The organism is Bradyrhizobium sp. GW821-FHT12B03, assembly GCF_058807535.1.
On record NZ_JBXAQU010000017.1, the window covers coordinates 128259 to 150963 of the forward strand.

General features: G+C 65.1%; 21 protein-coding genes. 10 read left to right on the forward strand and 11 right to left on the reverse strand.

Annotated features, from left to right (window positions below; all coding sequences use genetic code 11):
- Positions 1-114 precede the first annotated feature (114 nt).
- From AC1RUR_RS27995 to AC1RUR_RS28025, 7 genes are all read right to left on the reverse strand, one after another.
- A complete protein-coding gene (locus AC1RUR_RS27995) occupies positions 115-1917 on the reverse strand; it encodes a methyl-accepting chemotaxis protein (protein WP_492850019.1) in 1803 nt (600 codons plus the stop codon).
- 55 nt (positions 1918-1972) lie between these two features.
- Entirely contained in the window at positions 1973-2461 is a 489-nt protein-coding gene (locus AC1RUR_RS28000) for a chemotaxis protein CheW (RefSeq protein WP_492850021.1), read from the reverse strand.
- Between the two features lie 62 nt (positions 2462-2523).
- Positions 2524-4224: a methyl-accepting chemotaxis protein gene (locus tag AC1RUR_RS28005; RefSeq protein ID WP_492850023.1), complete on the reverse strand. Its 1701-nt coding sequence runs from the start codon at positions 4222-4224 to the stop codon at positions 2524-2526.
- 36 nt (positions 4225-4260) lie between these two features.
- Positions 4261-4722, reverse strand: coding sequence for a chemotaxis protein CheW (locus AC1RUR_RS28010; RefSeq protein ID WP_492850024.1), 462 nt, complete (start codon positions 4720-4722; stop codon positions 4261-4263).
- Entirely contained in the window at positions 4722-6785 is a 2064-nt protein-coding gene (locus tag AC1RUR_RS28015) for a chemotaxis protein CheA (RefSeq protein WP_492850026.1), read from the reverse strand. The genes AC1RUR_RS28010 and AC1RUR_RS28015 overlap by 1 nt, the downstream gene beginning before the upstream one ends.
- Positions 6782-7147: a response regulator gene (locus AC1RUR_RS28020; RefSeq protein ID WP_492850027.1), complete on the reverse strand. Its 366-nt coding sequence runs from the start codon at positions 7145-7147 to the stop codon at positions 6782-6784. The genes AC1RUR_RS28015 and AC1RUR_RS28020 overlap by 4 nt, the downstream gene beginning before the upstream one ends.
- Positions 7147-7470, reverse strand: coding sequence for an STAS domain-containing protein (locus AC1RUR_RS28025; RefSeq protein ID WP_492850028.1), 324 nt, complete (start codon positions 7468-7470; stop codon positions 7147-7149). The genes AC1RUR_RS28020 and AC1RUR_RS28025 overlap by 1 nt, the downstream gene beginning before the upstream one ends.
- A gap of 267 nt (positions 7471-7737) precedes the next feature.
- Here AC1RUR_RS28025 and AC1RUR_RS28030 point away from each other — a divergent pair, with 267 nt between their 5' ends.
- From AC1RUR_RS28030 to AC1RUR_RS28040, 3 genes are all read left to right on the forward strand, one after another.
- Positions 7738-8877, forward strand: a complete 1140-nt coding sequence (locus AC1RUR_RS28030; RefSeq protein ID WP_492850029.1) for a response regulator — start codon at positions 7738-7740, stop codon at positions 8875-8877.
- Positions 8878-9064: 187 nt separating this feature from the next.
- On the forward strand, positions 9065-9733 hold the full coding sequence (locus AC1RUR_RS28035) for a hypothetical protein (protein WP_492850030.1): 669 nt from the start codon (positions 9065-9067) through the stop codon (positions 9731-9733).
- Positions 9734-9751: 18 nt separating this feature from the next.
- Complete coding sequence (locus AC1RUR_RS28040; protein WP_492850032.1) at positions 9752-11902, forward strand: CHASE2 domain-containing protein; 2151 nt, start codon at positions 9752-9754, stop codon at positions 11900-11902.
- A gap of 35 nt (positions 11903-11937) precedes the next feature.
- On the opposite strand, the gene pobA is transcribed toward AC1RUR_RS28040, so the two are convergent.
- Complete coding sequence (gene pobA, locus AC1RUR_RS28045) at positions 11938-13110, reverse strand: 4-hydroxybenzoate 3-monooxygenase (RefSeq protein WP_492850034.1); 1173 nt, start codon at positions 13108-13110, stop codon at positions 11938-11940.
- Between the two features lie 50 nt (positions 13111-13160).
- On the opposite strand from pobA, the gene AC1RUR_RS28050 reads away from it, so the two are divergent.
- Positions 13161-14063 carry a helix-turn-helix domain-containing protein gene (locus tag AC1RUR_RS28050; RefSeq protein ID WP_492850110.1) on the forward strand — a complete coding sequence of 301 codons (903 nt, stop codon included), beginning with the start codon at positions 13161-13163 and terminating at the stop codon, positions 14061-14063.
- A 19-nt stretch (positions 14064-14082) separates the two neighbouring features.
- Here AC1RUR_RS28050 and AC1RUR_RS28055 read toward each other — a convergent pair whose 3' ends face one another.
- Positions 14083-15033: a GlxA family transcriptional regulator gene (locus AC1RUR_RS28055; RefSeq protein ID WP_492850112.1), complete on the reverse strand. Its 951-nt coding sequence runs from the start codon at positions 15031-15033 to the stop codon at positions 14083-14085.
- Positions 15034-15175: 142 nt separating this feature from the next.
- Here AC1RUR_RS28055 and AC1RUR_RS28060 point away from each other — a divergent pair, with 142 nt between their 5' ends.
- Positions 15176-15889: a DJ-1/PfpI family protein gene (locus AC1RUR_RS28060; protein WP_492850036.1), complete on the forward strand. Its 714-nt coding sequence runs from the start codon at positions 15176-15178 to the stop codon at positions 15887-15889.
- Positions 15890-15921: 32 nt separating this feature from the next.
- Positions 15922-16311, forward strand: coding sequence for a nuclear transport factor 2 family protein (locus tag AC1RUR_RS28065; RefSeq protein WP_492850038.1), 390 nt, complete (start codon positions 15922-15924; stop codon positions 16309-16311).
- A 99-nt stretch (positions 16312-16410) separates the two neighbouring features.
- Here the strand turns inward: AC1RUR_RS28065 and pcaG are convergent, their stop codons facing one another.
- Both pcaG and pcaH read right to left on the reverse strand, forming a co-directional pair.
- Positions 16411-17037: a protocatechuate 3,4-dioxygenase subunit alpha gene (gene pcaG / locus AC1RUR_RS28070; RefSeq protein WP_492850040.1), complete on the reverse strand. Its 627-nt coding sequence runs from the start codon at positions 17035-17037 to the stop codon at positions 16411-16413.
- 4 nt (positions 17038-17041) lie between these two features.
- Positions 17042-17830 carry a protocatechuate 3,4-dioxygenase subunit beta gene (gene pcaH / locus AC1RUR_RS28075; RefSeq protein WP_492850042.1) on the reverse strand — a complete coding sequence of 263 codons (789 nt, stop codon included), beginning with the start codon at positions 17828-17830 and terminating at the stop codon, positions 17042-17044.
- 103 nt (positions 17831-17933) lie between these two features.
- Between pcaH and AC1RUR_RS28080 the strand changes: the two genes are divergently transcribed.
- From AC1RUR_RS28080 to pncB, 4 genes are all read left to right on the forward strand, one after another.
- On the forward strand, positions 17934-18854 hold the full coding sequence (locus AC1RUR_RS28080; protein WP_492850044.1) for a LysR family transcriptional regulator: 921 nt from the start codon (positions 17934-17936) through the stop codon (positions 18852-18854).
- A 144-nt stretch (positions 18855-18998) separates the two neighbouring features.
- Positions 18999-20273, forward strand: coding sequence for an Lpg1974 family pore-forming outer membrane protein (locus AC1RUR_RS28085; RefSeq protein ID WP_492850046.1), 1275 nt, complete (start codon positions 18999-19001; stop codon positions 20271-20273).
- 37 nt (positions 20274-20310) lie between these two features.
- Positions 20311-21237: a putative nucleotide-diphospho-sugar transferase gene (locus tag AC1RUR_RS28090; protein ID WP_492850048.1), complete on the forward strand. Its 927-nt coding sequence runs from the start codon at positions 20311-20313 to the stop codon at positions 21235-21237.
- A gap of 98 nt (positions 21238-21335) precedes the next feature.
- Positions 21336-22640 carry a nicotinate phosphoribosyltransferase gene (pncB, locus tag AC1RUR_RS28095; RefSeq protein ID WP_492850050.1) on the forward strand — a complete coding sequence of 435 codons (1305 nt, stop codon included), beginning with the start codon at positions 21336-21338 and terminating at the stop codon, positions 22638-22640.
- Positions 22641-22705 lie beyond the last annotated feature (65 nt).

The window sequence follows — 22705 nt, forward strand, 5'->3', positions numbered from 1 at the left end:
TGGCCGCCTGCACTGAATGTCGGGCCATACGGGCCATCTTGAATCCTACGCGTTTACGCAATCACTGACGAAAGATCGGCCCGCCGGTGAGGATGAACCGATCCCTCTGGGGTCCTAGCGCTGGAAATCGGCGTCCCGATCGTCCTCGCCGTCGTGCATGTCGAAGGCAAAGCCGCCGCCCGCGGCAGCCTTCATCGCGCGCGCCGGCTTGGCTTGCGGCTTCCGGGCCGGACGCTCGACCGCCGCCATGGTGGCCGCCTTGGCGCGCAACTGATTGACCGCACGATCGATCGGAGCCGGCGCCTGATTGCGTCCCTGCTCGATGCGGAAGTAAGCGATGGTCGACTGGAGCTGCTCGGCTTGCGAGGCGAGCTCCTCGGAGGTCGAGGACACCTGCTCGGAGGCGCTGGCGTTCTGCTGGCCGACCTTGTCGAGCTGCTGGATGGCCTGGTTGATCTGGGCCGAGCCGACGTCCTGCTCGCGGCAGGCCGCGGTGATCTCCTCGACCAGCTCGGCGGTCTTCTTGATGTCCGGAACCAGCTTGGCGAGCATATTGCCGGCTTCCTGCGCGACCTTGACGGTTTCAGTCGACAGCGTGCCGATCTCGGCCGCGGCCGCCTGGCTGCGTTCGGCAAGCTTGCGCACTTCGGAGGCGACCACTGCAAAGCCCTTGCCGTGCTCGCCCGCGCGCGCCGCTTCGACCGCGGCATTGAGCGCCAGCAGGTCGGTCTGGCGCGCGATCTCCTGCACGATCGTGATCTTCTCGGCGATGGTCTGCATCGCGTTGACGGCACGACCGACCGCGGCGCCGCTTGCCTCGGCATCCCTGGCGGATTGCGCGGCGATCTTCTCGGTCTGGTTGGCGTTGTCGGCATTCTGCTTCACGTTCGAGGCCATCTCCTCCATCGAGGAGGAGGCTTCCTCGGCGGACGAGGCCTGCTCGGTCGCGCCCTGCGAGAGCTGCTCGGCGCTGGCGGAGAGTTCCTGGCTGCCGGCGGAAACGTTCTGCGCCGCGGTCAGGGCTTCCGACACGATCTGGCGCAGCTTCTCCACCATGCGCTCGAGCGCGAGGCCGAGCGTATCCTTGTCCGACAGCGGCTTGGCTTCGACCGTGAGGTCACCCTGTGCGATCTGGTTGGCGAGCGCCGCCGTCGCATTCAGGTTCACCGTCATCGCATTCAGCGACTTGATGAGATCGCCGATCTCGTCATTGCTGGAGGACTCGATCTTGTGGCTGAGATCGCCGATCGCAACCGCATCGGCGAGGCCGACCGCCTGCGCCAGCGCCCGGCTGATGTTCATCGCGATCCAGGTCGCCGCAACTGCGGCGATCAGCAGCGAGACGATGACCAGGCTCATCAGCAGCAGCTCGGCGCGGGCGCCATCCTGCCTGGCCTGCTCGGCCTGCTCGGCCATGTTCTTCTTGACGTTCTTGATGTAGCCGTCGGCTGCTTCCAGCGCGTCCGCGACGACCTTGCGGCCGTCATGCATGGTGCGGTCCAGAGCCTTCGGTCTGTCGGCCTTCGCCAGCCTGACCGTTTCGTCCTGGTAGGCGTTCAGCTTGGCGAAGGCGACGTTGAAGACTTCCATCAGCTTCTTGCCGCCTTCGCTGGCCGCCGCGTAGATCTCGTCCTTGGACTTGGCGACCGCTTCACGGTTCTTGGCGAGGTCAGCTACGAATTGATCGTATTCGGCGTCGTTCGCGGCCAGGATCGAGTTCTTCTCGGCACGCACCAGGAACAGGATGCCTTCCTTGAGCTCCGCAGCTTTCTCCATACGGCCCGCTCGCGCGACCAGAAGCTCGGTGGTGCCGACCATGTCGGCCAGCTTCATGTAGCCGACCGCACCGGCGATCATGGACAGCTGGATGACGACGCCGAAGGCGCTGGCAAGCTTGGCTTTGACGGTGAATCTCATATCAGTCTCGTTGGTTCGAATTGGGGTGCTTACGCTTGACCACGCACTTGCAGACTCAGGCCGCGCGCGATGAATCCGCAGCCGTGTTACGCCCTTCCGGAATCTCGTCATGCGCCATCAGCTTGGCGAGATCGAAGATCACGACGAATTTCTCGCCCTTGCGGCCGATGCCGGCGGCATAGTCGGACTGCCATTTGCCGCCGACCTCGGGGATCGGCTCGATCGCCTGCTCGTCGATGTCGGTGACCTCAAATACGCAATCGGCGACGAAGCCGACTCCGACCAGGCGGTCCCTCATCGGCACGTCGAGGATGATGATGCGGGTCGCCTCGGTCGCCGCGACACTCGGCAGGCCGAGCTTGGTTCGGAGGTCGACGATCGGATAGCCGCTGCCGCGCACGTCGATCATGCCGAGCAGGAAGTTCGGCGCGTGCGGCAGCCGCGAGATCGGCCGCATGTCGAGAATTTCACGAACGTTGCGAATGCTGATGCCGAACGTCTCGCCGGCGAGCCCGAGCGTCAGGTATTGCGAGGTTGCGGCCATGATGCAGTCCAGGGATCCCAGGGTTTGCGAATGAGCGCGGTCCGGCACGTGGCCGGACCGCTTCAGCGTTGGAACTCGGCGTCGCGGTCGTCTTCGCCATCATTCATGTCGAAGGCGAAGCCGCCACCGCCGCCGGCGACTTTCATCGCACGGGTCGGCTTGCGGACAAGCGCGGGCTTCCTTGCGCCGCGATCCGCCGCCGCCATGTGCGCCGCCTTGGCGCGGAGCTGGGTAACGGCGCGGTCGATCGGCGCGGGCGCGGCGCTCTCGCCGCGGCCGGCATGCTCGATGCGGAAGAACGAGATGGTCGACTGGAGCTGCTCGGCCTGCGAAGCGAGCTCCTCCGAGGTCGAGGAGACCTGCTCGGAAGCGCTGGCATTCTGCTGGCCGACCTTGTCGAGCTGCTGGATCGCCTGGTTGATCTGCGAGGAGCCGACGTCCTGCTCGCGGCATGCCGCGGTGATCTCCTGGACCAGCGCGGCGGTCTTCTTGATGTCGGGCACGAGCTTGGACAGCATGGAGCCTGCTTCCTGCGCGACCTTCACGCTCTCGGTCGAGAGCGTGCCGATCTCGGCGGCAGCCGCCTGGCTGCGCTCGGCGAGCTTGCGCACTTCGGAAGCGACGACCGCAAAACCCTTGCCGTGCTCACCGGCGCGCGCGGCCTCGACCGCTGCGTTGAGCGCGAGCAAGTCGGTCTGGCGTGCGATCTCCTGCACGATCGTGATCTTCGCGGCGATGGTCTGCATCGCCTCGACAGCGCGGCCGACAGCGGTGCCGCTAGCCTCGGCATCCTTGGCCGACTGCGCCGCGATCTTCTCGGTCTGGTTGGCGTTGTCTGCGTTCTGCTTCACATTCGAGGCCATCTCCTCCATCGAGGATGAGGCTTCCTCGGCGGACGAGGCTTGCTCGGTCGCGCCCTGCGAGAGCTGCTCGGCGCTGGCGGAGAGCTCCTGGCTGCCGGCAGAGACATTGTGTGCCGCGGTCAGGGCCTCCTCGACCACCTGCCGAAGCTTTTCCACCATCATGTTCAGCGATTTGACGAGATCGCCGATCTCGTCATTGCTGGAGACGTTGATCGTCTGGCTGAGATCGCCGCCCGCCACCGCGCCAGCAAGGCCGACCGCACGGCCGAGGCCACGGGAAATGCTCATCGATATCCAGATCGCCGCGATCAGGCCGATCGCAAGCGACGCCACCACGGCCGAAATCAGCATCATGTGGGCCCGATTACCGTCCTCGTGGGCCATGGCGGCCTGCTCAGCCATGTTCTTCTTGACGTTCGTCACGTAGACGTTGGCGGCTTCCATCGCCTCTCCGACCGCCTTGCGAACCTCGGTCGTGGAGCGCTCGGTGGCCTTCGCCTTGTCGGTCCGGGCCGTCTTGAGGGCCTCGTCCTGAGCAGCGTTCATCCGGGCGTAGGCCGCGCCGAAATTGTCGAGCAGCTTCTTGCCTTCCACGGAGGCCTGAGCGTGGATCTCTTCTTTCAGCCTCAGGAGCGTCTCGCGTTGCTTGGCGATCTCGGCGACAAAGCGATCCGCTTCCCCATCGGGCGCGAGAAGGAGGTTCTTCTCGGCGCGAACCTGGAGCAGGATGCCCTTCTCGATTTCCGCCGCGCGATCCATCCGGCCGGCGCGCGACACCAGATTATCCGCGGTGTCGATCATCTCGCTCAGCTTCACATAGGCGAGACCGCCCGCGGCCATCGAGAGCAACAGGACCACACCGAACGCGCTGGCCAGCTTTGCCTTGACAGTAAATCTCATTTCCAGCCCCTACCCCAGTCTCGCCGAGACCTCATTTCAATTCAGAATGCGTTCCATGTTGGGAACGATGACGAACTCTTCACGCCACTTGGCGATGAAGCGAATGAACTCCGGCTTCCAGTGCATGCCGACGCGCGGTGTCTGCTGCACGTCGGTCTGCGAGATCTCCGTGACCTCGTAGACCTTGTCGGCGGTGACGCCGACCAGAACGGGCTCGCCGTCGAGCTCGATCTCGATGACGACGATGCGCGTATCGGCCGAATCATCGAGCTGCGGCATGCCGAAGCGGATGCGCAGGTCCGCAAGCGGAATGACGTTGCCGCGCACGTTGATCACGCTCGGAACGAAGGCACGTGCGCCGGCGACCTTGGTTACCGGCACGGGATCGATGATCTCGCGCACGAGGCCCGCGTCGAGTGCGAACTTCTCCTCGCCGAGCCCGATCATCACGACCTGCATCGCGCCCGCCTGATGCTCGCCGGTCAAGCCATCGTTCATCACGCCGCCTCGCTGATGTGCTGCTTCTCGACCTTCGACTGCGCCAGCGCGACGAGCTGCGCGACGTCGAGGATCAGCGCCGCCGTGCCGTCACCCAGGATGGTCGCGCCGGAGAAGATCGTGACGTCGGAATGCAGCTTGGAGAGCGACTTGATCACGGTCTGGTGGTTGCCGATGATCTGGTCGGCGACGAGGCCGACGCGGCTCTCGCCGGTCGAGATGATGATCGTCTTCTGGTGCCGGTCGGGCGCACCCGACGACGACATGATCTCGCGCAGGCGCAGGAACGGGACGAGGTTGCCGCGCACGTTGAGGAAATTGCGACCGCGGGAGCGCTCGTCCTCGGCCGTCAGCTCGACGCATTCCTCCACCGCCGACAGCGGAATGATGTAGCGGCCTTCGCCGACACGGATCAGGAGCCCTTCGATGATCGCGAGCGTCAAGGGCAGGCGCAGCGTCACGGTGGTGCCCTGGCCCGGCTTGGTCGACAGGTCGATCGTGCCGCGCATGTTCTCGATGGTCCGCTTGACCACGTCCATGCCGACACCGCGGCCGGACAGCGCCGAGATGGTCTGCGCGGTCGAGAAGCCGGGGTGGAACAGGAACTGGTGGATCTCGTGATCGGTCAGCACGGCGCCGGCCGCAATAAGGCCCTGCTCTTCCGCCTTGGCACGGATGCGCGCAGTGTTGAGGCCACCGCCATTGTCCTTCACCGTCACGAGCACCTGCGCGCCGGAATGAACGGCGGCGAGCTCGATCCGGCCCTGCTCGGTCTTGCCGTTGGCAGCGCGCGTTGCGGTGTCCTCGATGCCGTGGTCGATGGCGTTGCGGATCAGATGCACCAGCGGATCGGCCAGGCACTCGATCATGGTCTTGTCGAGCTCGGTATCCTCGCCCGTCGTGACGAACTCGACCGGCTTCGACAGATCGCGCGACAGATCGTGGATCAGGCGGCGGAAACGGCCGAACAGCGAACCGATCGGCACCATGCGCGCGCCCATCGTGGTGTCGCGCAAGGAGGAGGCGAGGCGCTCGATCTCCTCGGCGATCATCTTGATCGAGAGGTCGGAGCCGGAAGATGCGAGCTGGGTCAGCCGGGCCTGGGCGATGACGAGCTCGCCAACGCGGTCCATCAGTTCGTCGAGACGCTCGGCCTGAACGCGGACGGTGGCGATGCCGCGATCATCGCGCTTGGCCTCGGGCTTTGATTCGGATTTGGGCTCCGGCCTCGATTCAGATTTGGGTTCCGCCTTTGCGGCGGGCGGCGCGGCAACCTCGACCACCGGCGCAGGCACCTCAGCCGCAGGAGCCCGCTCCTCGTCGAGGAGCTGAAACAACGGCATCGGCGCGGGCGCTTCGAGCTGCTCAAGCGGCGAGAGCGTCAGCTTCATCTCATCCGAGACGAACATGAAGACGTCGTCGATCGCGTCCTTGCCGCAGACCGCGTGCAGCTTGACGTCCCACTTCAAATAACAGTCTTCCGGCTCCATCTCGTCGAGGAAAGGGATGCCGTCGGTAACCGGCACGACGAAGCAGGGGCCGAGCTTGCAGAGGTCTTCCAGCAGGTCCAGCGGGTTCGAGCCGTTACGCAGGATATGGGAATCGAATTCCAGATACAGGTGCCAGCCGGCCTGCTTGCTCTCGCTCGGAGCCCGCGCCTCCGTGATCTCGGCGGCCGCAACAGGCTGGTCGGACGAGACAAAGCGCTTGAGGTCGTCGAGGATGGCTTCGCCGATGACGTCGTCGGTCGACTGGGGATCCTCGATCAGCGCACGGATATAATCCTTGGCGGCGAGCGCGACCGAGATCAGTTCCTGCGTCGGCTTGATCTCGCCCTTGCGGACGCGATCGAAGGCGGTCTCGAATTCGTGGGTGAAGGAGGCGACCTTGTCGAAGCCGAACATGGCGCCCGAACCCTTGATCGTATGCAGGGCGCGGAAAGCGGAATCGACCAGTTCGCGGTCGTCGGGACGCTGGCCGAGATCGAGCAGGGCCCCTTCAAGGACCTCGAACAGCTCGCTGGCTTCCTGGCGAAAGACCTCTGTCGGGTCCATCGCACTCATGCACGCACCAACTTACCGACGACGGCGAGCAACTGCTCGGGCTTGAACGGTTTGGTGATCCATCCGGTAGCGCCGGCGCTCTTGGCCTCCTGCTTCACCGTGTCGTTGGATTCAGTGGTCAGGAACACGATGGGCATGCCGACCGCGCTCGGCAGCTTGCGCAGGGCCCGGATCAGGTCCAGCCCGTTCATGACGGGCATGTTGAGGTCGGTGATGACGAGGTCGAGCTTGCCGGCCTGGGCCTTGGCGAGCCCTTGCGCGCCGTCACCGGCCTCGATCACGTTATGGCCGGCCGGCTCGAGCACGACCTTGATCATTTGCCGAATGCTGGGGGAGTCGTCGACCGTGAGAATCGTGGCCATTAGGTGCCATCTTTCTTTTGCGGGAAATGCTGATCGATCATCGCATCGCTGGCGAAGCCGGCGCGGCGAAGGGTGTTGCGCAGAGACTGGGAGAATGCGGTGAGCACCACCGGGCGGCCCTGGGCCTCGCCCGTCCTGGCGGTCGACAGCAGAAGCTGGATCGAAGTCACGTCGGCCTTGTCGACGCTGGAGCAATCGATCTCGAGCCGCTCCTGGCGACCGAACGCCTCGCGAATGAGATCATAGACGCTGCGAATGGCCGCGATGCTGCAATCGGCGGGTAACCGCAACGACCACTTCGGCTCCGTCGGATTGAGCGCCATCGCTGTCCCCGCCTTGCAAAATTCCGATACTCGTTTGACGTGAATCAAGTGAGCAAACCCCTAACGGAGAGCTCCGTACAACTACGGGTCACATTCCCAAGGACTTCCCGTGACTGCATGCAACCGTGCATAGCCTGCTGAAATCTCATGCGAGACGCGCATATCCGCGCAGGCGTATGCATGCGCGGCGCATTTGCTTCGCGTTAAATTCGCTCGGGTTATGCAGTGGGTTCTTGCCCTTGCCAGCGAAGAGAGCCCCGGCCGCCGATGCTGACCCAAGCGCTTCTTGTTGACGACAGCCGCTCCGTCCTCAACTTCCTGAAACGTCACATCGAGGCGGAAGGTCTGGTCGAGGCCACCACCTTCCTCGATCCCGTGGACGCGCTGGCCTGCGCGCGGGAGCGGGTCTTCGACCTCGTGCTGGTCGACTACGAGATGCCGCACATGGACGGCATCAGCTTCATCCGCATGCTCCGCACCCTTCCCGGCTGCGCCGACATCCCGATCGCGATGATCACGTCGCGGCAGACCGATGACGTGAAGATGGAAGCGCTGCAGGCCGGTGCAACCGATTTCCTGCCCAAGGCGCCGCAGAGCGTCGAGATGACGGTGCGTTTGCGGAATTTGATTCAGCTTGGTGCAGCCGTACGCAAGCTCAACGATCGCGCCGCCCATCTGGCCAGCGAAGTTGCAGCCGCGACACGCAAGCTCGGCGAGCGCGAGGAAGAGATCATCCTGCGGCTCGCGCTCGCGGTCGAATACCGCGACAACGACACCGGCGAGCACGCCCTGCGGGTCGCCCGCTACAGCCGCATCATCGCCGAGCAGCTCGGCCTGCCGGCCCGGCTCTGCCGCGACATCTATCTCGCCGCGCCGCTGCACGACGTCGGCAAGGTCGCCATTCCCGACAACATCCTGCTCAAGCCCGGCCGGCTGACCGATGAGGAGATGGCGGTGATCCGCACCCACGCCACGATCGGCGCTCGTATTCTGGCGGACTCCGGCTGCGAGCTGATCCAGCTCGGTGCACAAATTGCCGCAGGCCATCACGAGCGCTGGGACGGCGCGGGCTATCCGAACGGCCTCAAGACGGACGAGATCCCGGTTGCCGCGCGCGTCGTTGCGGTCGCCGACGTCTTCGACGCGCTGACGACGCGGCGGCCATATAAAGAGCCGATGCCGCTCGAGGTGGCACGGGATTACCTGGTCGAGAACCAGGGACGGCAGTTCGACCCGGCCTGCGTCGCGGCCTTTCTGTCGCGCTGGGACGAGGTCGTGGAGATTGCCGCCGGACTGCAGGCGACGCCCTTTCAGAAGACCGAAGCTGCACTTGCTCCTGCTGGAGAAACGACCGTCGAGAGCCGTCCGCTCGAAGACCGTCCGCCGGAGGCCATTCCGGCCGCCTGAGATCGCCTATCCCGGCAACAGCTTGCCACGGCTCCATTTTCTCCAGTCGCCGGTTTGAACCTGTTCCTGATAGAGTGGACCAATATCTGAGGGTGATTCCGGTCACACTTGCCTGGGCGCTCCGCTGCTATGCATCGGACCAGGACGGGGACCGGCAGAGTATCGGTCGAATTGGATGAGAATACCCATGAGAAGCCTGATCGGCGCCGTTGTCGGCGCGTTCTGTGTTGCGGCCCCCGCTCTGGCGGAAACCCCGGCCGCGATCGTCGAGGACGTCCAGGGCAAGGTCGACGGCATCGAGTTCATGGACTATGTGGCGCCGGGCAAGATCATCAAGCTCGGCCCGAAGGCGAGCGTCACGCTCAGCTATCTCAAATCCTGCCTGCGCGAGACGATCAGCGAAGGCGTCGTCCTGGTCGGCGCGGAACAAAGCACCGTGCAGCTCGGCGAGGTCAAGCGGGAGAAGGTGCCCTGCGATACCAATGCCGCAAAACTGTCCGAGCGCGAAGCCAACCAGAGCGCTGCCACCACGTTCCGCACCATGCGGTCCGACACGAAGAGCGCGCCGGCCAAGCTGCCGACGATCTATGGCGTCGCACCGCTGGTGCAGGCCAAGAGCGGCAGCACGCTGGTGATCGAGCGCACCGACGGCAAGGAAGCCACGATCACCGTGCCGCTCAGGAACGAAACCATGATCGGCGGCAAGTTCTATGACTTTGCCAAGGCCGGGAAGTCTCTGACCCCGGGCGGCAGCTATCTCGCCATTCTCGGCGCCAAGCGCTACGCCTTCCAGGTCGATGCCAGTGCCACGTCCTCGCCGACGCCGATCGTCGGCCGCCTGCTGCGGCTCGAATAGGCGGCCTGCGACGGGGCGATGCGGCGGCTTGGAAAGCGGGACATCGTTGCAGCGATCCTGATTGCGCTCCTCGCTGGCGCTGTCTTCACATCGCCGCCACTCCACACACTGCAAGGTCTGTCGCTCGACATCCTCACCGCCATGCGCGGCAGGCTGGTCGGCGACCGCCGCGATCCCGCGACGTCGCCGGTCGTCGTGGTTGCGATCGACGGTGAGACCTACGACACCCCGCCCTTCAAGGGATCGCCGACGCAGACCTGGACGCGCGAGATCGCCCGGGTGCTCGGCAGCATTACCGACGGCGGCGCCAAGGTGATCGGCTTCGACGTCATCTTTCCGAGCTCGATCGAGCAGTCGGAGATTCCGTTTGGCGACGCGCCGCTCGGCGGCCGTATGAGAGGTTTCGACCGGGACTATCTCATCGCCCTACGGAAGCTTTCCGACAGCGGCAAACTGGTCCTCGGCGAGATCCTGAGCAACGACCATCCCGACGCGCCTTACCCCGCACAGCGACTTGCGGTGAAAAACACTGTCCGCTCCCTCAACGTCCATACCGACACCGACGACGTGATCCGCCGAATGCCGCTGAGCTTTTCCATCGACGGCAAGCCGGTTCCTGCGATGGCGCTCGAGCTTGCCGCGCGTGCACTCGGCGCAACACTGGAAACCAGGCCATCCGGCGTGTCGGGATTGTCGGGCTATGCCATCCCGAGCGCCGTTCCAAACACACTGAGCCTGAATTTCCGCGGCATGGGCCGCGACATTCCAGCCTATTCCTTCGCCGACCTGCGCGCCTGCGTCGAGAAAGGCGACCACGACTTCTTCCGCCGCGCCTTCGAGGGCAAGGTCGTGCTGCTCGGCACCGTCCTCAATTTCGAGGACCGCAAGCTCACTTCGATGCGCCTGTCGGGCGGATACGACGGCACGCCGGCGCCGCGATGCGCCCTGCCCGCCCCGGCGGGCACCGCACAGAAGGCTCGCAGCGACATCGCCGGCGTCTTCGTGCATGCCACTGCGGTCCGAAACCTGATCGAGCGCGATGCCGTGACCGAGCTCGGCTTTCCGGCGCGGACCATTCTCACGATCGTGCTCGCAGCAATCGTCGCCTGCGCAGCCAGCATGCTCGCCCCCGGCGGCGCGGTGATCGTCTGGTTCGCCCTCACCGCCGTTTACGCCGCTGCGGCCGTCGGCGCGTTCGTGCACGCACTGGCGCTACCCCTGACCGAGCCCGCGCTCGCGAGCCTGGCCGCGCTCGCGATGATGATCGGCTACCGCTTCATGCTGGCCGATCGCGACGAGCGCTTCCTGCGCAAGAGCTTTGCCTTCTATCTCGCGCCTGAGGTCATCGACACCATGGTGGCTTCGGGCAAGATGCCGGCGCTCGGCGGCGAGATGCGCAACGTCACCATGCTATTCTCCGACCTCAGCGGCTTCTCGTCCATCGCCGAGACGATGACGCCGGGCGAGCTGGTCACGCTGATGAACGAATATCTCTCCGCCATGACCGACATCATCGAAGGCCATGGCGGCTATGTCGACAAATATATCGGAGACTCCATCGTCGCCATGTTCGGTGCGCCGGCTGACGATCCCGCCCACGCGCGCAATGCCGTCCGCGCGGCGCTGAAGTGCCACGAAAAGCTGGCGGACCTCAACGCCAACAACGCCGCCTTCGCCGGTCGCGACCTGTCGCACCGCATCGGGCTCAACAGCGGCGAAGCCGTGGTCGGCAATATCGGCTCCCGCCGCCGCTTCAACTACACCGTGATGAGCGACACCGTGAACGTTGCCTCGCGGCTCGAAGGCGCCAACAAATATTACGGCACCGCCATCATGGCCTCGGAAACGACGGTCGCGCAAACCGGCGACACTTTCGCCTGGCGCGAGCTCGACGCCATCAAGGTGATGGGGCGCGGTGAGGCAATCAAGGTATTCGAGCCGCTTGCGGAGAAGGGCGCGGAGAACACCGAGCAGACGAAGGCCGCCGCAGCATATGCGGAAGGGCTTGCGCGCTGGCGTGCGCGGGAGTTTGCGAAGGCGGCTGATGCGTTCGGACGAATGGCGGAGAGCGATCCAGCTTCAGCGCTATTTGGAAAGCGCGCGAAAGCGCTCGCCGCAAATCCACCGCCGTCGGATTGGACGCCGGTCAACATCCTGGAAGGGAAGTAGCGGAGCGTCGCGACGCCTTTCGAAACCACGCCTCGCTAGAACGGCAACCCCACGTAATTCTCCGCGAGCAGCCGCTGCGCCGTCTCAGACGAGAGCAGATAGTCCAGCTCCGTCTGCTGAAGCCGATCCTCGTAGTCGAGACGGTCGGGGAAACGATGCAGCAGCATCGTCATCCACCAGGAGAAACGCTGCGCCTTCCAGATCCGCGCCAGTGCCTTGGCGGAATAGCCCTTGAGGCCGGAATCATCGCCACTCTGATAATGCGCGAGCATGGCGTGGTAGAGATAGTAGATGTCGGACGCGGCGCTGTTCAGCCCGCGCGCGCCGGTCGGCGGCACGATGTGGGCGGCATCGCCGGCGAGGAACAGGCGGCCATAGCTCATCGGTTCGGCGACGAAGCTGCGCAATGGCGCGATGCTTTTTTCGATCGAGGGCCCCGTGATCAGGCGGCCAGCGACCTCGCCGGGCAGGCGGCGCTTCAGCTCGGCCCAGAACGCGTCGTCGCTCCAGTCCTCGACCTTGTCGGTGAGCGGCACCTGGATGTAGTAGCGGCTCAACACCTGCGAACGCAGCGAACAGAGCGCAAAGCCGCGCTCGTGCTTCGCATAGATCAGCTCGGGCGACACCGGCCTGGTGCGCGACAGCACCCCTAGCCAACCAAACGGATAGACCTTTTCGTATTCGCGCAGCACGTCCTTCGGAATCGACTTGCGACTGACGCCGTGGAAGCCGTCGGCGCCGACGATGTAGTCGCAATCGACGCGAATGATCTCGTCGTTCGAGCGGTACGTCACGTAAGGGCGGTCCGACGCCAGATCATGCGGCGTCACATCCTGCGCATTGTGCACGACCTTGCCGCCGAGACGGTCGCGCGCCTCGTAGAGGTCGCGCGTCAGCTCGGTCTGGCCGTAGACCAGCACCGAATTGCCGCCGGAATGCTTGTGCAGATCGATCTGGGAGAGCACGCCGTCATGGGCGATCTCGAAGCCCCTGTGGACCTCGCCCTCGCGGTCCATCCGCTCGCCGCATTGCGCCTCGCGCATCAGTTTTGCAAAACCGTGCTCGAGCACGCCGGCGCGGATCCGGGCCAGCACGTGGTCGCGGCTGTATTTCTCCAGCACGACCGTGTCGATCCCCTTCAGGTGCAGCAGCTGGGACAACAGCAGCCCGGACGGCCCACCGCCGATGATACAGACCTGAACTTTCATTTTTGCATCCTCCCGTCGGAACTTTTTTGCAGATTCTGCAGCGCAATCCGATGGAGGGTTTCGCCTTTGTCTTGTACTATTCGAACATGAGAAGCGCAGCCCCTGCCCCCGCGATCCGCGTCTACAACCTGTTCGGCGAGTCCGGCGACCTGCCCGACGTCGTGCATTGCGAGACGATTGCGTCCCGTTCCGTGCTGCATGACTGGACCCTCGCCGTGCACCGCCATGCCCGGCTGCACCAGGTGCTGCTGATCGAACGCGGCGGCGGCGAGGCGACGCTCGACGGACGCGTGGTGCCCTTGAAGCCGATGCAGGTCGTCAACGTGCCGGTCGGACACGTCCACGGCTTCCGCTTCGTGCCCGAAACCCAGGGCTGGGTGCTGACGATTGCGGCGGAGATTCTGGACGAGGCGCTGCTCGCCGCCGAAGGCCTGCGCGGGGCCCTGTCACGATCGGCCGTCGTCCGCGGCACCCCGCAGATCCGAGCCACCATGAAGCAGATCTTCGCCGAACACGCCGCCCGCGATTTCGGCCGCGCGCATGTGCTGCGCGCTTTGTCGGCAGCCATGATCGGGCTGGTGGCCCGCGCGCTCACCGGCGAGAGCGGCGGCAACGGCACGGCCGAATCCGGCCTGTTCCGCCGCTTCGAGGTGCTGCTCGAGCAACATCATCTGGAACGCTGGAGCGTCGCGGACTACGCTGATGCGCTGTCGATCACCCCGACCCACCTCAACCGCGTGACGCGGGCGGCGACCGGCGACACGGCCTCGCACCTGATCCTCAACCGGCTCATCCGCGAGGCGCGGCGCAACCTCGTCTACACCAACCTGCCGGTCTCGACGATCGCCTACGCGCTCGGCTTCGAGGACCCCGCCTATTTCAGCCGGGTCTATGCGGCGGCCACGGGACTGTCTCCGCGCAGCTTTCGCGCCCGGCTCCATGGCGGTGAATAAGAGCCTCGACCAATCGGATCTAGGAGCTGAACCTCCGACGGTAGTCCTGCGGCGCGGTGGCCAGCACGCGCAGAAAGCTGCGGCGCATGGTTTCCTCCGAGCCGAAGCCGCAGCGCTGGGATATCCGCTTCACCGGCTGGCGCGTCTCCGACAGCATCCGCCGGGCAGCCTCTACCCGCAGCCGCTCGATCGCGCGCAGCGGCGTTAGTCCGGTTGCTCTGGCATAGTGGCGGCTGAAACTGCGTTCGCTCATGCCAGCCTGACGGGCCAACCTGGATAGCGACAGGTCGCCGGAGAGATGCTGGCTGATCCATTCGTGCAGCGTGCCGAATTCATCCTCAGCGGACTGCATCGACAGCGCCTCGCTGAACTGCGCCTGCCCGCCCGGCCGCTTCAGGAAGACCACGAGATAGCGTGCCACTGCGAGCGCCACGGTGCGGCCCAGATCCTCCTCGACCAGGGCCAACGCCAGGTCGATACCGGCCGTCACGCCCGCCGATGTCCAGATCGCGCCGTCGCGCACGAAGATCGGATCGGCCTCGACGCGCACGGCCGGAAAGCGGCGCGCGAGCTCGGTGCAGTATGACCAATGCGTCACCGCGCGCCGTCCGTCGAGCGCTCCCGATGCACCGAGCAGGAAAGCTCCGGTGCAGACCGAGGCCACGCGCCGTGCCTTCCTCACGCGCTGCCGCAGCCAATCGACCAGCGCTGGATCCGCTGCGGCAAGGTCAACGCCCGGGCCACCCGCGACCACCAGCGTATCCAGCGCGCTGGTGCCGCGCGGAAGCGGCTCCGCTGCGATTTCGAGTCCCGACGAAGCCGCCACGCGCGAGCGATCCTTTGCCACGACGCGGAGCACATAGGGCGGCGTTCCGCCGGCCTGCACCACCTGCTCGTTGGCGGTGGCGAACACCTGGAGCGGTCCCGTCACGTCGAGCAACTGCACCGCCGGATAGGCCAGCACTTCGATGACACGGACGACGCCGGCCCGAGCGGAGGGGCGAGCCGCGCGCGAACCGGAACTTGGCGGGAAACGAGGGGACTTTGGCATTACCGCCACAGCGTGCCCGGTTAGATTGCGGCTGTCCAGTTTCGAGTTGAGAGCAAAACCCATGATCCCGCATGACACGCACCTGCAAATCGGCTCCCTGTTGTTCGACGGCCTCGACCAGATCGATCTGACCGGCCCCTTCGAGGTGCTGTCGCGCATTCCGAACGCGACTTATCGCGTCTACGCCGGGACGACCGAACCCGTTCGCGACGTCAAAGGCCTGCGGTTAACGCCGGATGCGACGCTCGCGGAAGCGCCCCAGCTCGACGTGCTGCACGTGCCGGGCGGCTTCGGCCAGGAAGCGCTGATGGAGAACGAGGAGATCCTGGCCTGGATCGCACGGCAGGTCGCAGGTGCACGCAGCGTATTTTCCGTGTGCACCGGCGCCTTGCTGCTCGGGGCGGCGGGCCTGCTCCGGGGACGGCGCGCGACGACCCATTGGGCCTCGTTTCACCTGCTGCCACTGTTCGGCGCCATCCCCGTCAACGAGCGGGTCGTGGTCGACGGCAGCTGGATCTTCGCCGCCGGGGTTACCGCCGGAATTGACGGAGCCCTGCGGCTCGCCGCCGAGCTGCGCGGCGACGACGCGGCGCGCGCGATCCAGCTCTACATGCAGTACGCACCGGAACCGCCGTTCGACAGCGGCACACCGGAGCGTGCCCCCGGCGCCATCCTCGACCAGGCCAGACGTGCGGTCGCCGGCATCACCGCACAACGGGAGGCGACCGCCCGGCGGGTGGCCACGCGGCTCGGGATCGTCACGCCCAACGGCTAGTTCGCGAGGCCTCACATCCCAAGGAGGAAACGATGAGCACGAAGACCTTCACCAAGACCGCACCGCCGGAATGGCTTCTCGCGATGTGGAGAGAGATCGACGACAAGACGTTCGGCAAGGGTTTCGACTGCTTCGCCGAAGACGCGATCTGCAATCTCGGCGTCGCCGACTGGCACGGCCGCGAGACGATCCGCAACAATCTGCGGCAGTTCATCGACCGCGGCTTCACCGCCCTCCACGACGTCATCGAGTACTGGGACAGCCCCCTGCTCAAGATCTTTCGCGGCGAGGTCTCGATGCGCTTCGACGATCCCAACATTGCGCCGGCGCGACCGACGATGGTCCATTTCTTTTACATGGACGAAAAGAATCCCACCAAGGTCAAGCACTGGATCGGGTCGGTGGGGCCGATGGGATTCTAGCCGGCGCGTCGCCGGCATGGCTCAGCACCGCAAGTTTCGTCACGACGGCAGGATCGGTCTCATCTTTCGATGGGACCGATCCATGCCGAACCGGATGAACTAGACGTCGAAGAACACGGTCTCGTCCGGCCCCTGCAAATTGATCGTGAAGGAATACACGGCCTTGCCGGCGCGCTCGCTGCGCGTTGCGATCAACGTCTTGCGCCGTGTCGGCTGCTCGATCAGGTTGAGCACGGGGTCGGCAGCATTGGCGGCCTCTTCATCCGAGAAATAGAGCCGCGTGTTGAGACCGATGTTGATGCCGCGCGCGACGACCCAGACATTGACGTGCGGCGCGCATTTGCGTCCCGCCTTGTCGGTGATCGCGCCGGGCTTGATGGTCTCGAAGGTGACGAGGCCGCTCTCGAAGTCGGAGCCGGCGCGGCCCCAGCCGCGAAACTCGTCCTCCAGCGCACCGGCCGAGCGATCGGCCGAATGGTTGTAGCGGCCGGCCGCATTGGCCTGCCAGATTTCCAGCAGCACGTCGCGCAGCGGCGTACCGGTGCCGTCGAGCACCTTGCCTTCCAGCGTGATGCGTTCGCCCTTGGTGCTCGGCGTCACCAGCACGTTGGAAAAATTCTTCTCGAAGATGTCGAAGCCGGCCATGGCCGGGATCAGGCCGATATGGACGTACGGTCCGGCGGTCTGCGAGGCGGTTTCCTTGAGATAGTTGAGCGGCTGCGGCATGGGCTCAGTTCCCCGCGGTGCGATTTTCAAAATAGGTGGAGCGCTGGCCGCGCAGGACGATGTCGAAACGGTAGGCAAGCGAATCGAACGGCGTCGAGGCGTTGAGATCGAGCGGCGCGACCAGGCGGTCGAGCGCATCCTTATCCGGAATCGTCGTCAGGATCGGGCAGACCGGGATGAGGGGATCGCCCTCGAAATACATCTGGGTGATCAGCCGCTGCGCAAAGCCGGAGCCGAACACCGAGAAATGGATGTGGGCTGGACGCCAGCTGTTGACGTAGTTGCGCCAGGGATAGGGCCCCGGCTTCACGGTGCGGAAATAGTAATAGCCGGTGTCGTCGGTCAACGCGCGACCGCAGCCGCCGAAGTTCGGATCGATCGGCGCCAGATAGGTGTCCTTCTTGTGCCGGTAGCGTCCGCCGGCATTGGCCTGCCAGAACTCGACCAGCGTGTTCGGGACGCCCCGGCCGGTCTCGTCCAGCACGCGGCCGTGGACGATGATGCGCTCGCCGACGGGGTCGCCGTCCTTGGCGTAGTTGCGGATCAGATCGTTGTCGAGCGGGCCGAGGTCGTTGTGGCCGAACACCGGCCCCGTGATCTCCGAGACCGAATTCTCCAGCGACAGCAGCGCCTGGCGCGGCGAGCGCAGCACCGAGGATTTGTAGCCGGGTGCGTGCGCGGGCGGATGGATGGAGCGGTCGCGCTGGAAGAAGCCGCCGTCGCCGAGCGGCGGCGTGAACGGCTCGGGTCGGTTGAGGCGGGGATCCTGCAAGGCTGGCGCCTGGGCATTCATCGGCGTTGTCTCTCCCTATGGCGCCCGGTCCGGGCGCGCGGCTTATCGGGAGATCATGGAACGGTCTATTCTCAAGATAAATAGATCGATTATAATAAATTCCATGAAAAAAATCGATCATTTGGCCCTCGACGGCCGCGCCCTCGAACTGTTCCTGGCCGTGCTGGAGGAAGGCTCGGTCACGGCGGCGGCCACGCGGCTCGGCCTGACGCAATCGGCGGTCAGCCACGGCCTCAACAAGCTGCGGCGGATCGCCGGCGATCCGCTGTTCGCCAAATCCGGCCGCGGCATCGTCGCCACCGCGCATGCTCAAACATTGGCCACGAAGGCGCGCGCGCTGATCGACGAGATGCGCAGCTTCGCCGGCGGCGTCAGCTTCGCGCCGGCCCAGGCCCAGCTCTCGCTGACGATCGCGGCCAACGATTTCCAGCGCGATCTCTTGCTGCCGCGCTTCTTCGGCCATGTCGCCGACCAGGTGAGGAGCCTGAACCTGCGCGTGATCCCCTCGCAGTCGCCCTCGCCTGCGATGCTCCGCGAGAACCGCTGCGACCTCCTGATCACGCCGCTGCCGCCGTCCGGCGTCGACATCGTGCAGAAGCGCCTGCTCAGCGATCACTACGTCTGCTATTTCGATCCCAAGGCACGCACGGCGCCCGCCGGCCGGAGCGCCTATCTCGCAGCGCGCCACGTCACCGTGGTCTATACCGATAACGAGCGGCTCGACTTCGACCGCCGGCTGGCGGCGAACGGCTTCCACCGCGACATCGCGATCTCGGTTCCCAGCTTTTCCGGCGTGCCGTCGTTCCTGCGCGGCTCGCAGATGCTGGCGAGCATGCCGAGCCTGCTGGCCTCCGGCGTGATGCGCGGCTTTGCACATGTGCGGATACCACTGGCCTCGCGCACGCGCACGCTGGCGGAACTGCCGATGTTCATGGTCTGGCACCAGCGCTACCAGAAAGACCCGGCCCATCGCTGGATCAGGAGCCAGCTCGAGACCGTGGCGGCGACGGCCGCGGGCAACTGAACGCGCCGGCTGCGTCCCATCGGCCACACCAGAGTCCCGAAATGCGCATCCGGCGCGATGATCGGCCGAGCCCAACCGAACGGTTGATGTGCGGACCGCGATACCGCGTCACGGTCGCGCAACTGGTGGGACGAGGTGAATACCATGAAGAAGATTCTTGCGGTCATGCTCGGCACGACCGCGGTACTGACCGTCACGAGCGCCGCCGCCGGAGACCTCGAAGACGTCAATGCCCGCCTCGAATTACTGGAGCGGCAGAACGCTGCGATCCGCAAGGAAAACGCCGCGCTGCGCGAGAATCAGCGGCTGATCGAAGAGAATGCGCGGCTGAAGACACAGAGCACGCATGCGGCAAGCGAGCCTGCCAAGATTTCGGCCCGATCGCGCCCGCAAAACTCGGCGTTCCTGGCCGTGTCGGCGGCTTCGCAACAATCCAAAAATCCGTTGCAGGCCTACGCCGCCGACTTCCCGGTCAAGGCGCCGCCGCTTGCTGGTCCTGCATTGTTCAGGGCCTGGATCGAAGGCGGCGCAATCTTCAGCGGCGGGGATCCGATCTCCAGCTTCTACGGTCTCACCGGTCAGTTCGACCTGACACCCAAGGTCGGGTGGGAAGCCGCCATCGGCTTCGACTATCGCTTCGCGGGCTCTCCCTGGCACATCAGCGGCCAGTTCCGCTACGGCGAGGGAGGCAAGAGCACCGGCCTGGACTCGGCCTCGGAAACCATCGCCTTTGGCGGTGCCAGCGCAACAGCAACGAGCACCTATGGCGCGGCCTACAAGGAAACGCACTGGCTCGCCGATCTCGCTGTCGGACGCGACATCGCCGGCAGCGGGCCAAGCGTGCTTCAGTTGAAGGGCGGCGTTCGCATTGCCGAATTCGTCACCCGGAGCTCGAACTCGAACGTTGCGGTCGCCACGTTCAGCGGCCTCGCTCCGATCGTGGTGCCCGGATTTCCTGCGGTCACCGGCTACTCCGGCACGACCTCGAACTTGTACGATACGCGCGCGAGCTTCCTTGGCGCGGGGCCCCTTATCGGCGTCGAAGGCTCGGTTCCATTCGCCGGCAAATGGTCGTTCGACTATGCAGGCGACGTCGCCTTGCTGCTCGGCCGGCAACAGTCGGTCAGCAGCGCGAGGAGCCTGTCTTCGGTCACGCCGTCCTATCTCTCCGGCGTCTTCCCAGTCACGGACACGCTCGACACGAGCAGCGATCGGTTGTTTGCCGGCGTGCTGAGCGCCGACATCCAGGTCGGCGTGTCCTATTGGCTGACGCAGAATTTGAAGCTCGGCGCAGGCTATCGGCTCGACGCATTCATCAATTTGTTCAACGAGGCCGGCTTGTCCCGCTACAATCTCACGCCGGACCGCTACACCCACGGCCCACGCGTCACGCTCACCGGGCAGTTCGACGCGATGTAGCGGGGCGCGAGGTCGCACGATCCTCCGGAGAGTTTCCATGCGGCCAAGCGTGTGCCTTCTGACTGCCTACGACTCCGTTCAGCAACCGCTCGCCGCCCTCACCGTTCCCCGCATGCAGGCATTCGCCGAGGCGCATGGCTATCAGGAGCGCGTCATTCATGGAGACGATTGGAAACGTCCGCGCGGATGGCTGAAGATCGAAGTGATCCGAGCCGCGCTTGAAGACAATTTCGACTTCGTGCTCTGGATGGACGTCGACGCCATCGTGCTTCGCAACGACGTCGATGTCAGGACGGCGGCAGTCGACGATGCCCATCTGCACATGGCCTGGCACGGTCCGGATACATCCGAGATCCTGGCCACGAATTTCGTTCCGCATTACAATTCCGGAGTCATGCTGATCCGTGTGCACGACTGGTCACGCGAATTTTTCAGGCGGGTCTGGGAGGCCAACGAATTCCCGCATCCCTGGTTCGACCAGGCCACCATGCTCCACCTTCTCGGTTACGATGAATGCGTGGGGCTCGGACCGGATCGTCCCGACGAGCCGAACCGGTCCGGTGTCGCGCGTCTCGACACTGCCTGGAATTCGATTCCCGGTCTCGCCACCGTGCCCGACCCGATCGTTCACCACTATGCCGGGATCAGCAATCCATCGACACGGCTCAGGATGGTCGAGGCGGATGCCATGACCGCGCCTTTGCGCGAACGACTGGACGCTCATGCGCGCCAGGCGTTCGCCCGCCAGTTCAGCCTGTGGCGGGAGGACGCTGTGATGCGCGACTGGGTCACGGCGGAGCGCGATTCGGCCCTGGCAGCGCTTCAGCCCGTTGCGGCCGAACGACACGGATTTTTGGCGGAGAGAGACGACGCGCGGGCGCAACTGGCGGCGGTCCGAAGCTCGACCTCCTGGAGGCTGACGGCGCCGCTGCGCCGGACCAAGGAATTGTTTTGCCGCCCCTGACGTGACCGATCCGCAGCCCCCTCGCCCGGTGCCGTGCGGTGGCCAGCCCTTCGCCAAACCCACTGGTTGCGCGCGGGCCGTCACGCTAGAATTCGGCCATGACCGTGACCGACATTGCGAGCCGGACCTACAATCACAGCTGGCGGCTGGATCCCATCATCCGCAGCCTGCTTGATACCGACTTCTATAAGCTATTGATGTTACAGATGATTCGGGAGGATTACCCGAATCGGCAGGTGACCTTCTCGGTCATCAACCGCTCGCGCCATGTACGCCTCGCCGAGATCATCGACGAGGGCGAGCTGCGCGCCCAGCTCGACCACGCCCGCACCATCCGCTTCACCAAGAAGGAGCTGATCTGGCTTGCCGGTAACACCTTCTACGGCAAGACCCACATGTTCTCGGCGGACTTCATCCGCTGGCTGGCCGAATTCCGCCTGCCCGAATACGAGTTGCGCAAGGTCGAGGGCCAGTACGAGATCCATTTCCACGGGCCGTGGACCCACACCACGATGTGGGAGATCCCGGCGCTCGCGATCCTCAACGAGCTGCGCTCGCGTGCCGCGATCAAGGGCCGCGGCCGCTTCGAACTGGACGTGCTCTACGCTCGCGCCAAGGCCAAGCTGTGGACCAAGGTCGAGCGGCTGCGCAAGCTGGAGAATTTGCGGCTCTCCGATTTCGGCACCCGCCGCCGCCACGGCTTCCTCTGGCAGCGCTGGTGCGTTGAGGCCGTGAAGGAAGGCCTGGGCTCGTCCTTCATCGGCACCTCCAACGTGCTGCTCGCGATGGACAACGACCTCGAAGCCATCGGCACCAACGCGCATGAGCTGCCGATGGTCGCCGCCGCGCTCGCCAAGGACGACGAGGAATTGCGCTGGGCGCCCTATCGCATCCTCGATCAGTGGCGCCAGACCTATGGCGGCAACCTCCTGATTGCACTGCCCGATGCTTTCGGCACCAAAGCCTTCCTGCGCGATGCGCCGGAATGGGTCGCCGACTGGACCGGTTTCCGCCCCGACAGCGCGCCGCCGATCCAGGCCGGCGAAGAGATCATCGCCTGGTGGGAGAAGAAGGGTCGCAACCCCAGGGACAAGCTGCTCGTGTTCTCCGACGCGATGGACGTCGGCTCGATCGAGGAGACCTATCACCACTTCACCGGCCGGGTGCGGCTCTCCTTCGGCTGGGGCACCAACCTCACCAACGACTTCGTCGGCTGCACCCCGGACGGCTCGTTCAATCTCGATCCGATCTCGCTGGTCTGCAAGGTGTCGTCGGCCGACGGTCATCCGGCCGTCAAGCTCTCCGACAATCCGGAAAAGGCAACCGGCCTCCCCTCGGAGATCGAGCGTTACCTGCGCGTGTTCGGCGACGTCGGCCGCGTGCGCAAGCCGGTGCTGGTCTAAGCCCCGGCCCCAACTCTATCAATCAAGTAAACCGCGCAGGGCGAATGCGAGGCATTGGTTCGCCG

What these genes read in the sequence shown, in the direction of transcription:
- AC1RUR_RS28030 (WP_492850029.1), top strand. Translation starts at nt 7,738, where the DNA reads ATGCTGACCCAAGCGCTTCTTGTTGACGACAGCCGCTCCGTCCTCAAC.
- AC1RUR_RS28065 (WP_492850038.1), top strand. Translation starts at nt 15,922, where the DNA reads ATGAGCACGAAGACCTTCACCAAGACCGCACCGCCGGAATGGCTTCTC.
- AC1RUR_RS28025 (WP_492850028.1), bottom strand. Translation starts at nt 7,470, where the DNA reads ATGGCGCTCAATCCGACGGAGCCGAAGTGGTCGTTGCGGTTACCCGCC.
- AC1RUR_RS28010 (WP_492850024.1), bottom strand. Translation starts at nt 4,722, where the DNA reads ATGAACGATGGCTTGACCGGCGAGCATCAGGCGGGCGCGATGCAGGTC.
- pncB (WP_492850050.1), top strand. Translation starts at nt 21,336, where the DNA reads ATGACCGTGACCGACATTGCGAGCCGGACCTACAATCACAGCTGGCGG.
- pcaG (WP_492850040.1), bottom strand. Translation starts at nt 17,037, where the DNA reads ATGCCGCAGCCGCTCAACTATCTCAAGGAAACCGCCTCGCAGACCGCC.
- AC1RUR_RS28080 (WP_492850044.1), top strand. Translation starts at nt 17,934, where the DNA reads ATGAAAAAAATCGATCATTTGGCCCTCGACGGCCGCGCCCTCGAACTG.
- pcaH (WP_492850042.1), bottom strand. Translation starts at nt 17,830, where the DNA reads ATGAATGCCCAGGCGCCAGCCTTGCAGGATCCCCGCCTCAACCGACCC.
- pobA (WP_492850034.1), bottom strand. Translation starts at nt 13,110, where the DNA reads ATGAAAGTTCAGGTCTGTATCATCGGCGGTGGGCCGTCCGGGCTGCTG.
- AC1RUR_RS28050 (WP_492850110.1), top strand. Translation starts at nt 13,161, where the DNA reads ATGGAGGGTTTCGCCTTTGTCTTGTACTATTCGAACATGAGAAGCGCA.
- AC1RUR_RS28085 (WP_492850046.1), top strand. Translation starts at nt 18,999, where the DNA reads ATGAAGAAGATTCTTGCGGTCATGCTCGGCACGACCGCGGTACTGACC.
- AC1RUR_RS28015 (WP_492850026.1), bottom strand. Translation starts at nt 6,785, where the DNA reads ATGAGTGCGATGGACCCGACAGAGGTCTTTCGCCAGGAAGCCAGCGAG.
- AC1RUR_RS28040 (WP_492850032.1), top strand. Translation starts at nt 9,752, where the DNA reads ATGCGGCGGCTTGGAAAGCGGGACATCGTTGCAGCGATCCTGATTGCG.
- AC1RUR_RS28000 (WP_492850021.1), bottom strand. Translation starts at nt 2,461, where the DNA reads ATGGCCGCAACCTCGCAATACCTGACGCTCGGGCTCGCCGGCGAGACG.
- AC1RUR_RS28090 (WP_492850048.1), top strand. Translation starts at nt 20,311, where the DNA reads ATGCGGCCAAGCGTGTGCCTTCTGACTGCCTACGACTCCGTTCAGCAA.
- AC1RUR_RS28005 (WP_492850023.1), bottom strand. Translation starts at nt 4,224, where the DNA reads ATGAGATTTACTGTCAAGGCAAAGCTGGCCAGCGCGTTCGGTGTGGTC.
- AC1RUR_RS28060 (WP_492850036.1), top strand. Translation starts at nt 15,176, where the DNA reads ATGATCCCGCATGACACGCACCTGCAAATCGGCTCCCTGTTGTTCGAC.
- AC1RUR_RS27995 (WP_492850019.1), bottom strand. Translation starts at nt 1,917, where the DNA reads ATGAGATTCACCGTCAAAGCCAAGCTTGCCAGCGCCTTCGGCGTCGTC.
- AC1RUR_RS28035 (WP_492850030.1), top strand. Translation starts at nt 9,065, where the DNA reads ATGAGAAGCCTGATCGGCGCCGTTGTCGGCGCGTTCTGTGTTGCGGCC.
- AC1RUR_RS28020 (WP_492850027.1), bottom strand. Translation starts at nt 7,147, where the DNA reads ATGGCCACGATTCTCACGGTCGACGACTCCCCCAGCATTCGGCAAATG.